We start from the raw sequence: 14011 nt of genomic DNA on the forward strand, positions 1-14011 counted from the left end.
CTTCCAGACCGACGACGCCCACACCTTCCACACCCACCTCCCCGACATCCCCATCGGCATCCTCAACGCCCAACGCCCCACCGACACCCAACTCCAGCAACTCAGCCAATGGGCCGACCAGATCAACCCCCAGCACACCGTCACCGACCAGAACCTCGTCGACCGCATCCACCAACTCGGCATGGACATCAACGTCTGGACCGTCAACGAACCCGGCGCCATCCGCACCATGGCCGCACTCGGCGTCGACGGCATCATCACCGACTACCCACAGACCCTCACCCAGCACTGACCTCCACCGCACGGCGTCCCGGCATGCGCACCGGGGGCGCGGGCCGCAGGCTGGTGCCATGACGAGTGCGCCGGTGATCGTGTATCCGCCCGACGAGGAGGGCGGGCGGCGGGTCCGTGTGGACGGGGAGATCCTCGGCCGGGCCTACGGCGTGCAGGACGTCGCGCGCTTCCTCCAGGAGGCCGGCCTGCAGGACTGGGACGAGATGGACGTGGTGCGATCGCGGTTCATCGAGTGGCGCGGGGGCGGCCCGGACGCGTGGGACCACTGACGGAGCAGCGGCGGGCCCGCCCTCGCATGCCGTCGTGCCGAGACGGGCGTAGTGTCCTCATATGGTTGCTGTTCGGTGCGGTCGGCGGTGTGCCGCCCTGCCGGATCCGGTGAGACGCGCCCGACGGCCGGCGGACGTCTGATGGGCACCGCGAGGGACACCGCGCTGGATGCCGCGATGGACGCCGCGGCGCGCGAGAGCGGCGCGTTCGGAGGGATGCTCTACGTGCTGCCGCCCGACGACGACGCGCTGTGGCTGGTCACGATCGCCGGGGTGCCCCAGGAGATAGCCGTCCCGTGGCGGCGCGTCGCGCCGAACGACCCGACGCCCGTGGCGGACGCCGTACGCGACGACCGCCTGGTGTGGGTCGGCGGCAGGGAGGAGATGGCGCTCCAGTATCCGCGGCAGGCACTCGTCCTGCCGTACGACTTCGCGCTGGCGGCCGCCCCGATCACCGCGGGCGGCAGCGTGCGGGGCGGCCTGGTGCTGCTGTGGTCCGGTCTGCGTTCGACGCGCCTGAGTGCCGGGGAACGGGACGCCGTCGAGGCCGGCTGCCACCGCCTGGGCGAGCTGCTGCGGCAGGCCGCGGACGGGGGCGCCCCCGTGCTTCCCGGGGACCGGCCCCGCGCCCTGCGGCCTCCGGCGGGGCGGCCGCCCTCCCCCGGCGAGGCGGCCGCGCTCTCGGGTTTCGTGGACCGGCTGCCGGGCGGCTCCTGCGCCCTGGACGTGAACGGCCGCATCACCTTCGTCACCCCGGCCGCGGCCGGACTGCTCGGTGCCGCTCCGGGTGACCTGGTGGGTGCCCTCCCCTGGGAGGCGCTGCCCTGGATGGACGTCCCCCAGGTCGAGGACCGCTACCGGGCGGCGCTGGTGAGCCGCCTGCCCCAGGCCTTCACCGTCCTGCGCCCGCCCGAGACGTGGCTGGCGTTCGAGCTGTACCCCGATCCCACCGGCATCAGCGTGCGCATCACACGGGGCCGGCCGTCCGAGGGCGGTGCCCCGCCGCCGTCCCTTCCGAGCGCGGGCCCCGGCCGGGCCACCGTGCTGTACCACCTGATGCACCTGGCCTCCACCCTCACCGAGGCGGTCGGGGTGCAGGACGTGATCGAACAGACCGCGGACCAACTGCTGCCCGCGCTGGGCGCGCAGGCCATGGTGCTGATGACCGGTGAGGACGGCCGGCTCAGGATCCTCGGCCACCGGGGCTACCGCACCGAGATCGTGGCCCGCTTCGACGCCGTGCCCCTGAGTTCGGACGTCCCGGGCGCCGCCGTCCTGGCCACCGGCGTCCCGGGGTTCTTCGCCACGTTCGACGAACTGCGGCACGCCTACCCGGCCACCGTGCACGAGGACGGCATGGCAGCGTGGGCCTTCCTGCCGTTGATCGCGTCCGGCCAGCCCATCGGTTCACTCCTCCTGGCCTTCGAACGCCCCCACGTCTTCCCGCCCGGCGAGCGCGCCGCCCTCACCTCGTTGGCGGGGCTGATCGGGCAGGCTCTGGACCGCGCCCGGCTGTACGACGCCAAGCACCACCTCGCCCATCGCCTGCAGTCCGCCCTGCTGCCGCACACCCTGCCCCGCGTACCCGGCCTGAGGGTCGCCGCCCGCTACCTCCCGGCCGCCCGGGGTCTGGGCGTGGGCGGTGACTTCTACGACCTCATCCGGCTGGACGAGCACACGGCCGGCGCCACCATCGGCGACGTACAGGGCCACAACGTGGACGCCGCGGCCCTCATGGGGCAGGTCCGCACCGCGGTCCACGCCCACGCCACCGTCGGCGCCTCCCCCGACCACGTCCTGGCCCGCACCAACCGCCTGCTCACCGACCTGGACCCGGGTCTGTTCACCAGCTGCGTCTACGTCCACCTGGACCTCGCCACGCGCCGCGCCTGCCTGGCCACCGCCGGGCACCCCCCGCCGCTCCTGCGCCACGCCGACGGACGCATCCAGCTTCTCCCGGTGGAGCCCGGGCTCCTGCTCGGCATCGAACCGGACACCCTCTACCCGGCGCTGGAGTTCGACCTGCCCCTCGGCAGCGTGCTCGCCCTGTACACCGACGGGCTCGTGGAGGCCCCCGGGGTCGACCTGGACGACGCCACGGCGGCGCTCGCCGGGCTCCTCGAGCACGCGGATCCCACCGACCTCGACGCGATGGCCGACACGCTCATCCGGCACTCGCCCACTCCCGGCGACGACATCGCCCTGCTGCTCATCAGTCCCGGCCCCTGAGCCCCCCGGGCACTCGAACGGCCGACAGATCGTTTCACCTGGCAAGAAGGACGGACGCCGGCCGACACCGGCCGGCAGCGGAGGAGAGACCCTCGATGAAGCACCAGAAGGTGTGCGATCTGATGAGCGACGCCGTGGTCCGCGTGCAGCGCGGCACACCGTTCAAGGAGATCGCCCACCTGCTGCTGGAGTACGACATCACAGCGGTACCGGTCGTCGACGAGGAGACACGGCCCGTGGGCGTGGTGTCGGAGGCGGACCTCCTGCAGAAGATGTGGGGCCAGGACCCGGAGGGTCCCGCCGCGGACGGCGACGCGCCCCCGGCGGCCGGTGCCAAGGCGTCCGCGACGGACGCGGCCGGCCTGATGACCTCGCCCGCCCTCTGCGCGCGCGAGGACTGGAGCGTCGTCGACGCCGCCCGCGTGATGGCCCGGCACGGGATCAAACGGCTCCTGGTGGTCGACGGGTCGGGACGGCTGATCGGGGTGGTGAGCAGGAGCGACCTGCTGCGGGTCTTCCTGCGCAAGGACCGGGCGATCCGCACCGAGATCATCGAGGAGGCCCTGGTGCGGTCCCTCGGTCTGGCCCCCTCGTCCTTGCAGGTGGACGTGGAGCACGGCCATGTCGTGGTGAGCGGCCGGCTCCCGGACGAGGTGGCCGTCTCCCGGCTGGAGGAGCTGTGCCGGCGGGTCGACGGGGTCGTCGCCGTGGAGTTCAGATCGGCGGGCGAGGCCGGGGCGGAGGACGCTGCGACCGCCGGGCACTGATCGTCGGCCTTCGGGGCGTGAGCGCGCGTGACCGTTGCCCGCCTTCCCGTGCGGGAGGCGGGCATCCGGCGCCGTTTCGATCGCGGGCTCAGTTCGCCCGTGGACGTCAGGGCGCTGCCGAGGGGGCCGGTGCCGCGAAGGCGTCCGCGTGGTCGGCGGCCCACCGGGCGAAGGTACGGGCCGGGCGGCCGGTCACCTTCTCGACGGTGTCCACCACCGTGCGCCCCGCCTCGGGGGTGTTGCCGTACACGTCCAGCAGGAAGCCGACGACCTCCTCCGGTTGGCCGGCCGCCCGCCACTGCGCGACCGCCTGTTCCGGGGTCAGTTCGACGAGGGCGATCTCCCTGCCGCGGGCCGCCGCGATCGCCGCCACCTTGTCGCCGACGGTCAGCGCCTGCGGGCCGGTGATCAGGTACTCCTGGCCCCCGTGGCCGTCCTCGGTCAGCGCCACCGCCGCGACCGCGCCGATGTCGCCCTCGTGGACCATGGCGCTGAGCCGGGAGACGAACGGCTCACGCACCTCGTCGCGGTCCGCGATCCCGTCGGCCCACTCCAGCGCGTTGGCCATGAACTCGACCGGCATGAGGACGGTCCAGGCGGTCTCCCCGTCGGCACGTACGGCGTCCTCCAGCGGCGTCGGTCCGCCGCCGTGCAGCACGGTGATCCGGCGCACGCCGGCCTCCAGGGCCAGTTCCAGGATCCTCGGGCCGGTCTCCAGCGGGGCGAAGCCGGCCCCGTCGAAGGTGATCAGGTGCAGGCCGGTGACTCCGGTCAGGGCGGGCACGAGGCTGTCGGGTTCGCTCAGGTCGCCCCGGACCACCTCGGCCCCCTCCGGGAGGGCGGCCCGTGCCGGGTCCCGGGTGAGGGCGCGGACCGCGTGGCCGCGCGCGAGCAGTTCGGCGACGACCTGACGGCCGACGGTTCCGGTGGCACCGGTGACGAGGATCTTCTGGGGGTGTGTCTGCGTCATACCCGGACCGTACGAACCCTTGCGGTCAGCCACCGTCCGCATACCCGCGCCGGAACGGGTGCGGCCCCGCCGGCCCGGTCGTCCGGGGCGGCGGGGCCGTACGCGCAGTCGGTCAGACCCCGGCTGTCTCGGGCTCGCGCGCGGGCTGCGGGGGCGGGCCGCTGTCACCGAGTTCCTTGTGGAGCTTCTCGCCCTCGACGTCGACGTTCGGCAGCAGTCGGTCCAGCCACTTGGGCAGCCACCACGCCTTGGTGCCGAGCAGGGCGAGCACGGCGGGCACGATGGCCATGCGGACCACGAAGGCGTCGAAGAGGACCGCGATGGCGAGGCCGAAGCCCATCATCTTGATCATGTCGTCGTTCTCCATGATGAAGCCGGAGAAGACGCTGATCATGATGATCGCGGCCGCCGCGACGACCCGGCCGCCGTGGGTGAATCCGGTGGTGACGGACTCGGAGGCGGAGGAGCCGTGGACGTAGGCCTCCCGCATGCGGGTCACGAGGAAGACCTCGTAGTCCATGGCCAGACCGAAGACCACACCGATCATGAAGATGGGCATCATCGACATGATCGGACCCGGCTGGTCCACGCCGAAGACGTCCGCGAGCCAGCCCCACTGGAACACCGCGACCACCGCGCCGAGCGCCGCGGCCACCGAGAGCAGGAAGCCGAGCGCCGCCTTGAGCGGGACGAGGATCGAGCGGAAGACGAGCATCAGGAGGAGGAAGGCGAGACCGACGACCAGGGCCAGGTACGGGACGAGCGCGTCGTCCAGGGTCTGGGAGAAGTCGATGGTCATCGCGGTCGCGCCGGTGACCAGCATCGTCGCGCCGGTCTCGGACTCGATGCCGCCGGACAGCGCGCGGATGTCCTTGACCAGCGCCTCGGTGGCCGCCTCGCTCGGCCCGGTCTTGGGCACGACCGTGAGGACGGCGGTGTCGCCCGCCTCGTTGAAGTCGGCCGGGGTGACCGCCGCGGCCTCGCCCAGGCCGGTGATCTCCTTGCCGACGGTGTCGGCGGCGGCCTTCGCGTCGTCCGCGTCCCGGGTGTCGACGGTGACCAACAGCGGCCCGTTGAAGCCGGCGCCGAAGGACTCGGACAGCATGTCGTAGGCCTTGCGCTGCGTGGTGTCGGGGGCGGAGCTGCCCTCGTCGGGCAGGCCCAGTTCCATGCTCGCGGCCGGCACGGCAATGGCGCCGAGACCGAGCACCGCGGTGAGCAGGACCGTCACCGGACGCCGCAGCACGAAGCGGGCCCAGCGGGTGCCGAGCTTGGGCTTCGCCGGGGCCTGCGACGGTCCGGCGGGGGCCTTGCGGTCCTTGCGGCTGAGCGCCTTCCGGCCGGCGAAGCCGAGCAGCGCCGGGGTGAGGGTGAGCGCGATCAGCACGGCGATGCCGACGGTGCCCGCGGCGGCGAGGCCCATCTTGGTGAGGATCGGGATGTTGACCACCGCGAGGCCGGCCAGCGCCACGATGACGGTGAGTCCGGCGAAGACGACGGCGGAGCCGGCGGTGCCGACCGCACGGCCCGCGGCGTCCTCGGCACTGCGGCCCTCGGCGATCTCGGCCCGGTAGCGGGAGACGATGAACAGGGCGTAGTCGATGGCGACCGCGAGGCCGATCATCATGGCGAGCGTGGAGGTGGTGGCCGAGAGTTCCAGCGTGCTGCCGAGCGCTCCGATGGCGGAGATGCCGATGCCCACGCCGATGATGGCGGACAGCAGCGGCATGCCGGCCGCGACGAGCGAGCCGAAGGTCAGCAGCAGCACGATCGCGGCGACACCGATGCCGATCAGCTCGGCGGTGCCTCCCATCTCCTGTTCGGCCATGACGGCGTCGCCGCCGGTCTCGACGGTGAATCCGTCGCCGCGCGTGTCGTCGGTGGCCGCGGTGAGCGAGTCACGGGCCTGGTCGGTCAGCTCCATGGAGTTGACCTTGTAGGTCACCGAGGCGTAGGCGGTGGTGCCGTCCTCACTGACGGCGTCCGCCTCGAACGGGTCGGCCACCGAGGCGACCTGCGGCCCGTCGCCGAGTGCCGTGACGAGGTCCTCGACCCGTTCCTTGCCCGCCGGGTCGGAGATCTTCCCGCCCTCGGGGGCGCGGATCACGACGCGTGCGGTGGCGCCCTCGGCGCTCGCGGCCGGGAAGCGCTCGTCGAGCAGGTCGAACGCCTTCTGGGACTCGGTCCCGGGCATGGAGAAGGAGTCTTCGGGCGGGGCGGGCGCCGTGGACGCGGCGACGCCGGCGCCCACGAGTATGGCCACCCACAGCAGGGCGACGAGGCCGCGGCGCCGGAACGCGCGTCGGCCGAGTCGATAGAGGAACGTAGCCACCTGAGACCAATCCGTCGGGATGCGGGCAGGACGAAACCCGGCATGTGGGGACGCAGAGGTGCGGACCGGGGTACCCCTTCATGCTCACCCGGGCTTTTTGTCTTTTGATCCGTCCCTGGGGCTGGACCGGTGTACTGCATCGGGTGTAGTGGGTGACCGCGCTCCTCTCCCCCGGGTGTAGGCCACGGCAATGGATGTACGCCGCACTCGCCGTCCGGCTTGCCGGGTGACGCGCGGCCCGCCGGGGCGGGCCCGTCACCCCGCCGCGGACTCGGTGATCCGGACGCGGTCGCTGTCGCCGTCGGAGAGGAAGGACGCCAGCGCCCGCCCCTCCTCGGCGACGGCCGCGCGTTCGGCCGCCGAGCAGCGGCGCAGGGGGGTGACGGTCACCGTCCCCGCCTCGACGGTCCAGGTCGCGGCGACCCGGCCGTCGATCAGCGTCACGCGGGCTCCGGCGACCGACAGTCCGCGGTGGACGTCGTCGATGATCCTGCCGCGGTCCTGGTAGCCGAGGACGGCGTTGTCGAAGGCCGGCAGGAACCGGACGGGGGCGGGGGTCTCGGGGTCGGGGCGGGGCGCGTCGGGGAGGTCCAGCAGTTCCCGGCCCCGTTCGTCCCGGAAGCTGACCAGTTCGTCGCGGACCGCGGCGACCGCCGCGGGCAGTCCGGCGAGGCCGCACCAGGCGCGCAGGTCCGCCGAGGCGGCGGGTCCGTAGGCGCCCAGGTAGCGCCGTACCATCGCCCGGCCGACCGGGTCGGAACCGGGCGGGGGCGGCGGGTCGGCCTCGCGGCCGAGCCAGGCGGCCAGCGGCAGGTTGCGCACGCCCGCTCGCGTGCGCCAGAGCCCGCGCGGTGGCAGTTGGACCATCGGGATCAGCGCGGCGACCAGCATCTCCCCCAGGGCCCGGGGGGCCGTCCCGGGCCAGCGCCCGGCGACCGTCCGGGCCAGCTCGCTCATCGAGCGGGGCTCACCGTCCGACATGACCGCACGGCCCGCCGCGGCCAGTTCGTCGAGGTCGACGCCTTCGAGTTCGCGGCGGTAGGTGCCGAGGACCCGCCCGCGCAGCATGGCGTCGTGGCGGGGGCGCCAGGCGAGGACGTCGTCGGCGGTGACGAGGTGGACGGTGCGGCGCATGAGGTGGGTGCGCACCACACGTCGCTCCGTCAGCAGGTCCGAGAGCGCCGACGGCGCGAAGGCCCGCAGCCGTGACCAGAGCCCGACGAACGGTTCCTGCGGCTCCTGCGCCTGCATGCCGCCGAGGTGGGCGACGGCGTCGAGGACGGGGAGGCCGGCACGTGCGAGCAGTGACTGGCGGGCGAGGGTGGCGCGGTTGAGCGCCCGGGTGTCGAGCACGGTCATGGGATCAGGGCCTCCCGGCCGGTCCGCGGGGCGGGGTGGTGGCCCCGGTGGGGCGGGGGTGACTGCTCAAGATCGCGTCCTGTCTTCTCGGGGGTGACTGCAAGGTCGCGTCCTGTCTTCTCGGGGGGTGACTGCAAGGTCGCGTCCTGTCTTCTCTGGGGGTGACTGCAAGGTCGCGTCCTGTCTTCTCTGGGGGCGGGCATCGTGGCCCGGCCCGGCCGGGTGGCGGAGGCCCGCCACCCGGCCCCGGCGGGTCAGGGCGCGTCGTACCCGCTCACCACGTCCAGGACCCAGGTGACGCCGAACCTGTCGCGCAGCATGCCGTAGAGCGGTGCCCATCGGGCGGCCTCCAGCGGCTGCACGACGGTCGCGTCCTCGGACAGCTTCTTCCAGTAGGCGGTGATCTCCTCGGCCGTCTCGCCGCGGACCGAGACGAAGAAGGCGTTCTCCCCCTGCTTCCACGGCAGGTGGGCGGGCACGTCGTAGGCCATCACGCACAGGCCGCTGTCGGCGGACACCTGGCCCCACATGACCTGTTCGGCCGCGGAGGGGTCCTGGACGTTCCCGGCGTCCCGGTAGGTCACCAGGGCGATGTCGCCGCCGAAGACGGACTGGTAGAAGGTGAGCGCCTCCCGGGCGTCACCGCGGAAGTTCAGGTGGGTCACGGCTCTGACGGACAGCGCCGGCATCGAGGACGGAGCGGCGCGCGCGCTGGCCACGCTCCGGCAGGTCATGCCCGCCCGGCTGCGCCACCGCGTCGACGCCCTCCACGTCACCACGGTCGAGCGGGCCGCGCCCGGGCCTCGGCCGCAGGCCGACAGCGGTGTCCTCATGGCGCTCAGCGCCGCCGTGCAGGCGTGCGAGGTCCTGCGCTTCGACCACGCCGGGCCGTGCTCGCCGGACTCCGACGGCGAGGGGGACGCACCGCCCCGCCGGGTCGAGCCCCACCATCTCGTCGCCCGGGACGGGCGCTGGTACCTGGTCGCCTGGGACCTGGAGCGCGCGGACTGGCGTGTCTTTCGCGCGGACCGGATCACTCCGCGCTCCCCCACCGGGCCCCGCTTCACGCCGCGGGAGCTGCCCGGCGGGGATGTGGCCGCCTTCGTCACCGGCCGGTTCCGCGGCTCCGACCGATCCCCCGACTGGCCCTGCCGCGGAGAGGTCGTCCTCCACCTGCCCGCGGCCGTGGTGGCGCCCCACGCCCCCGCGGGGACGGTCGAGGCTCTCGGTCCGGACCGCTGCCGGCTCACCCTCGGCTCCTGGTCCTGGCCCGCCCTCGCCGCGGCCGTCGGAGCCTTCGACACCGACGTCGACGTGGTCGGCCCGCCCGAACTCGGGGAGGCCTTCGCCCTCCTCGCCCGCCGCTGCGCCGCCGCGGCGCGGTCCGCGCCCAGCGCACCCGCGACGCCGACGACGGGCCCGTCGGCCGAGGGGTGAGCCGTGAGCCTTCCGGGGCGGGAGGGGGGCGCGGTGTCGTCACCCGGACACCGGCCGCCCCACCGCATCCCGCCCCCGCCTGCCCCCACGGTGTCTCGTCCCGCCGGTGAGCGCGGCTGCCGTTCACGCGCTCCGGCAGGTGTCGTCACACCCGCCGGGCGAGGTCCGCGCTCGCGGGCTCGGCCGCCAGGGCGCCCATGACGACGCGGGAGCGGCTGTGCAGCCGCAGGGACACGGCGGCGAACGCGATCGCGACGAGGGTCATCGCCGCGCCCGCCCAGGCGGTGGCCGCGTAGCCGAAGCCCGCGTCGATCACCGTCCCGCCGAGCCAGGGGCCGCCGGTGTTGCCCAGGTTGAAGGCGGCGGTCGTCGTCGCCCCGGCGAGCGTGGGCGCGGCGCCGGCGACGTTGAACATGCGGGCGTTGAGCGCCGGTGCCGTGTAGAAGGCCGAGACGCCGAGGAGCAGGGAGAGGGCGATCACGACGACGGGACTCGACGCGAACAGCGCCAGCGCGGCCAGCAGCACGGTGGAGGCGGTGATGCCGGTGAGCAGCACGCCGAAGAGGTGGGCGTCGGCGATCCGGCCGCCGACGGTCGTCCCGATGAGCGCGCCGACACCGAACAGCGCCAGTACGCCGGGCACCCAGCCGTCCGACAGCCCGGCCACGTCCGTGAGCAGCGGCGCCAGGTAGGAGAAGGCGCAGAACACGCCGCCGGCCGCGAGCGCCGTCACGACGATGGACAGCCAGACCTGCCGGTCGCGGTAGATCGCCAGTTCGCCCCTGAGCCGGGGCCGCCGCTCGGGCAGCGGGATGCGCGGGATCAGAGTCACCACACCGACGAGCGCGACGGCGGACGCCGCACCCACGGCCCAGAACGCCGACCGCCATCCCAGGTGCTCCCCGAGGAAGGCGCCGGCGGGCACTCCGAGCACGTTGGCGATGGAGAGTCCGCCGATCATCACCGCCATCGCGCGGGCCCGGGAGGTCTTCGGCACCATCGCGATGGCGACGGCGGCCCCCACCGCCCAGAAACCGGCACAGGCGAGGGCACTGACGACCCGGGAGACGAAGAGGATCTCGTAGGTCGTCGCCAGCGCGCCCGCGACCTGGCCGAGACCGAACACGGTGATCAGGGTGACCAGCGTGGTCTTCCGCGGCAGCCGCAGGGTCGCGGCCGCGAGCAGTGGCGCACCGACCACCATGCCGATCGCGAAGGCGGATATCAGCAGCCCGGCCTGCGGGATGGACACGTCCATGTCCTCGGCGATGGGCGGCAGCAGGCCGGAGAGCATGAACTCACTGGTCCCGAGCGCGAAGACGGACAGGCCGAGGATGTAGACGGCGAGCGGCATACGGGCCGCCACGGGCCGTGCGGAAGGTGCGGGCATGACAGCTGTCAACGACACGTTCCTTCCCGCCATTCCCGCGGGCGGATCCGTCTCACGATGCGGCGACCCCGGGTGAACGGGCCCTTCTCGCGCCGCGGCGCTCCCCGGTGACCGGGTCCGTTGTCAGTGGTGGGCGACAGAATCCGGACCATGACCACACCAGCAGCAGTGATCGTGGACTCCACCGCCTACGCCCAGGCGGTCGAGGACGCCGCCCGCGCGTCCGCCGCCTACTACGCGGGCGGTTCCTCGCCACTGGACGACGACACCTACGACCGGTTGGCGAGAGGGATCGCCGCCTGGGAGGCCGGGCATCCGGACGAGGTGCTGCCCGACTCCCCGACCGGCAAGGTCGCCGGCGGTGCGGCCGAGGGCGACGTGCCCCACACGGTGCCGATGCTCAGCCTCGACAACGTCTTCTCGCCGGAGGAGTTCCTCGCCTGGACGGCGTCGCTGGCCCGGCGGACGGGCCGGGAGGTCGACCGGTTCGGTGTGGGTCCCAAGCTGGACGGCCTCGCCGTCGCCGCCCGCTACCGCGCGGGCCGTCTCACCCGGCTGATCACCCGCGGTGACGGGACGGCCGGGGAGGACGTCTCGCACGCCATCGGCACCGTGGAAGGCCTGCCCGAGACACTGGCGGAGCCGGTCACCGTGGAGGTGCGCGGGGAGATCCTCATGACGACGGCCCAGTTCGAGCACGCGAACGAGGTCCGCACGGCACACGGCGGTCAGCCGTTCGCCAACCCGCGCAACGCGGCCGCGGGCACGCTGAGGGCGAGGGAGCGTGCGTACACGGTCCCGATGACGTTCTTCGGCTACGGCATGCTGCCGCTGCCGGAGACCGATGCCGCTCTCGCCGGACGGCTGGACGGGCTCGCCCACAGCGACCTCATGTCCCTGGCCGCCGGTCTCGGTGTGCACACCAGCGCCGGCACCGCCGTACCGGACGTCGTCGTCGGAACACCGGAGCAGGTCGTGGCCCGGGTCCGGGAGATCGCGGCCCTGCGCGCCGAACTGCCCTTCGGCATCGACGGGATCGTCGTCGAGGCCGACCTGGCCGCCGACCGGCGGGCCGCCGGAGCCGGCTCCCGGGCGCCCCGGTGGGCGGTCGCGTACAAGCTGCCGGCCGTGGAGCGGATCACGCGACTGCTGGACGTGGAGTGGAACGTGGGCCGCACCGGCGTCATCGCCCCGCGCGGCGTCCTGGAGCCGGTGGTGATCGACGGGTCCACGATCACCTACGCCACCCTGCACAACCCGGCCGACATCACCCGCCGCGACCTGCGCCTGGGCGACCACGTCATGGTCCACCGCGCCGGTGACGTCATCCCCCGCATCGAGGCCCCGGTGGCCCACCTGCGCACGGGCGACGAGCGGCCCATAGCGTTCCCCTCGGTGTGCCCGCGCTGCGGGTCGGACATCGACACGAGCCAGGAACGCTGGCGCTGCGCCCAGGGCCGCACCTGTCACCTGGTCGCCTCGCTCGCCTACGCCGCCGGCCGCGACCAGCTGGACATCGAGGGCCTGGGCGCCACCCGGGTCGTCCAGCTCGTGGACGCCGGGCTCGTGGCCGACCTCGCCGACCTGTTCACCCTTCGGCGCGAGCGGTTGCTCGCTCTGGAGCGGATGGGGGAGACCAGCACCGACAACCTGCTCGCCGCGCTCGCCAGGGCGAAGGAGCAGCCGCTGTCCCGGGTGCTGTGCGCGCTGGGCGTCCGGGGCACCGGCCGTTCCATGTCGCGGCGCATCGCCCGGTACTTCGCGACCATGGACCACATACGTGCCGCGGACGCCGAGGCCATGCAGCGGGTCGAGGGCATCGGGCCGGAGAAGGCCCCGTCCATCGTCGCGGAGATCGCCGAACTCGGCCCGCTCATCGACAAGCTCGCCGCCGCGGGGGTCGGTATGACCGAGCCCGGGGCCACCCCTCCCCCGGCCGCCGGTGCCGGGGCCGAGGAGGAGGGCGGGGGTGACGGAGGGCATCCCGTCGCGGCGCCGGGGGCGGCCGGTCCGCTGGCCGGGATGCGGGTGGTGGTCACCGGTGCGATGACGGGACGCCTGGACAAGCTCTCGCGCAACGAGATGAACGAACTCATCGAGCGGGCCGGCGGTCACTCCTCCTCCAGCGTCTCGCGGAAGACGACACTCGTCGTCGCGGGTGAGGGCGCCGGCTCCAAGCGGGCCAGGGCCGAGCAGCTCGGCGTCCGCCTGGCGACCCCCGACGAGTTCGGCTCCCTGGTCGCCGGCCTCCTCGACTGATCCGGGCCCGGAACCACTCCTGCCCGGGGAGGGTGGCGCACCGGCGGAACACCGGCGTACGGGTGCGCCGCCACCAGGGAGTGTACGTTCGTACGCCTCACACGGTACGATCGGGCGCATGCCGACGGACCACTTCGCGCAGGACCCCAGGACGAACCTCGAACGCATGCTGGCGGGCGACCTCTACATCGCCGACGATCCTGAGATCGCCCGCAGACAGCAGCGGGCCGTACAGCTGGCCGCCCGCTACCAGGCCGCCTACACGGAGGACGCGGCGGCGGCGCAGCCGATCCTCGCCGAACTGCTCGGCTCCCTCGGCGCCGAGGCGCACGTACGGCCACCGCTGTACGTCGACTACGGCAGCAACATCACCATCGGCGCGCGCACCTTCGTCAACTACAACCTCACCGCGCTGGACGTCGCGGCGATCACCATCGGCGAGGACTGCCAGATCGGACCGAACGTCCAGCTGCTCACCCCCACGCACCCGCTCGAGGCCGAGCCCCGGCGCGACAAGCTGGAGGCCGCCCGGCCCATCACCATCGGCGACAACGTCTGGCTGGGCGGCGGCGCCATCGTCCTGCCCGGCGTGACCATCGGCGACAACTCCGTCATCGGCGCCGGGGCGGTCGTCACCAAGGACGTGCCCGCGGGTGTCGTCGCCGTGGGCAACCCGGCCCGGCCGGTGCGGAACGTGTGAGCCTG

General features: G+C 73.6%; 11 protein-coding genes and 1 pseudogene. 7 read left to right on the plus strand and 5 right to left on the minus strand.

All coding sequences use genetic code 11. The features are described 5' to 3' along the window. The 4 genes from AC07FV_RS31340 to AC07FV_RS31355 form a co-directional block, all read left to right on the plus strand. Nucleotides 1-292, plus strand: a 292-nt coding sequence (locus AC07FV_RS31340) for a glycerophosphodiester phosphodiesterase (protein WP_479090920.1), incomplete at its 5' end; no start/stop codon positions are given. A 58-nt stretch (nucleotides 293-350) separates the two neighbouring features. Further along, nucleotides 351-563 carry a hypothetical protein gene (locus AC07FV_RS31345; protein ID WP_361015240.1) on the plus strand — a complete coding sequence of 71 codons (213 nt, stop codon included), beginning with the start codon at nucleotides 351-353 and terminating at the stop codon, nucleotides 561-563. Nucleotides 564-704: 141 nt separating this feature from the next. Continuing rightward, nucleotides 705-2792: a PP2C family protein-serine/threonine phosphatase gene (locus AC07FV_RS31350; RefSeq protein WP_479090921.1), complete on the plus strand. Its 2088-nt coding sequence runs from the start codon at nucleotides 705-707 to the stop codon at nucleotides 2790-2792. Nucleotides 2793-2887: 95 nt separating this feature from the next. After that, nucleotides 2888-3559 (plus strand): CBS domain-containing protein, encoded by a 672-nt coding sequence (locus tag AC07FV_RS31355; RefSeq protein ID WP_479090922.1) that lies wholly within the window; start codon nucleotides 2888-2890, stop codon nucleotides 3557-3559. A gap of 106 nt (nucleotides 3560-3665) precedes the next feature. Here AC07FV_RS31355 and AC07FV_RS31360 read toward each other — a convergent pair whose 3' ends face one another. The 4 genes from AC07FV_RS31360 to AC07FV_RS31375 form a co-directional block, all read right to left on the minus strand. Then, nucleotides 3666-4529 carry an NmrA family NAD(P)-binding protein gene (locus tag AC07FV_RS31360; RefSeq protein ID WP_479090924.1) on the minus strand — a complete coding sequence of 288 codons (864 nt, stop codon included), beginning with the start codon at nucleotides 4527-4529 and terminating at the stop codon, nucleotides 3666-3668. A 112-nt stretch (nucleotides 4530-4641) separates the two neighbouring features. After that, nucleotides 4642-6861, minus strand: coding sequence for an MMPL family transporter (locus AC07FV_RS31365; RefSeq protein ID WP_479090925.1), 2220 nt, complete (start codon nucleotides 6859-6861; stop codon nucleotides 4642-4644). A 255-nt stretch (nucleotides 6862-7116) separates the two neighbouring features. Continuing rightward, nucleotides 7117-8220, minus strand: a complete 1104-nt coding sequence (locus AC07FV_RS31370) for a winged helix DNA-binding domain-containing protein (protein WP_479090927.1) — start codon at nucleotides 8218-8220, stop codon at nucleotides 7117-7119. 254 nt (nucleotides 8221-8474) lie between these two features. Further along, the gene (locus AC07FV_RS31375) at nucleotides 8475-8900 is read right to left on the minus strand and encodes a VOC family protein (RefSeq protein WP_479091145.1); all 426 of its coding nucleotides are present in this window, start codon (nucleotides 8898-8900) and stop codon (nucleotides 8475-8477) included. On the opposite strand from AC07FV_RS31375, the pseudogene AC07FV_RS31380 reads away from it, so the two are divergent. After that, nucleotides 8884-9657: pseudogene (locus AC07FV_RS31380) on the plus strand (helix-turn-helix transcriptional regulator); the annotation flags it as partial. The gene AC07FV_RS31375 and the pseudogene AC07FV_RS31380 sit on opposite strands and share 17 nt — an antisense overlap. Nucleotides 9658-9802: 145 nt before the next feature. Here AC07FV_RS31380 and AC07FV_RS31385 read toward each other — a convergent pair. Next, complete coding sequence (locus tag AC07FV_RS31385) at nucleotides 9803-11011, minus strand: Cmx/CmrA family chloramphenicol efflux MFS transporter (protein ID WP_384698256.1); 1209 nt, start codon at nucleotides 11009-11011, stop codon at nucleotides 9803-9805. A gap of 186 nt (nucleotides 11012-11197) precedes the next feature. Between AC07FV_RS31385 and ligA the strand changes: the two genes are divergently transcribed. Together ligA and AC07FV_RS31395 are read left to right on the plus strand one after the other, a co-directional pair. Then, the gene (ligA, locus tag AC07FV_RS31390; protein WP_479090928.1) at nucleotides 11198-13306 is read left to right on the plus strand and encodes an NAD-dependent DNA ligase LigA; all 2109 of its coding nucleotides are present in this window, start codon (nucleotides 11198-11200) and stop codon (nucleotides 13304-13306) included. A gap of 118 nt (nucleotides 13307-13424) precedes the next feature. Next, nucleotides 13425-14006: a sugar O-acetyltransferase gene (locus AC07FV_RS31395; protein WP_383648052.1), complete on the plus strand. Its 582-nt coding sequence runs from the start codon at nucleotides 13425-13427 to the stop codon at nucleotides 14004-14006. The last annotated feature ends 5 nt before the right edge of the window (nucleotides 14007-14011 follow it).

The organism is Streptomyces sp. NPDC045956, from assembly GCF_056430705.1.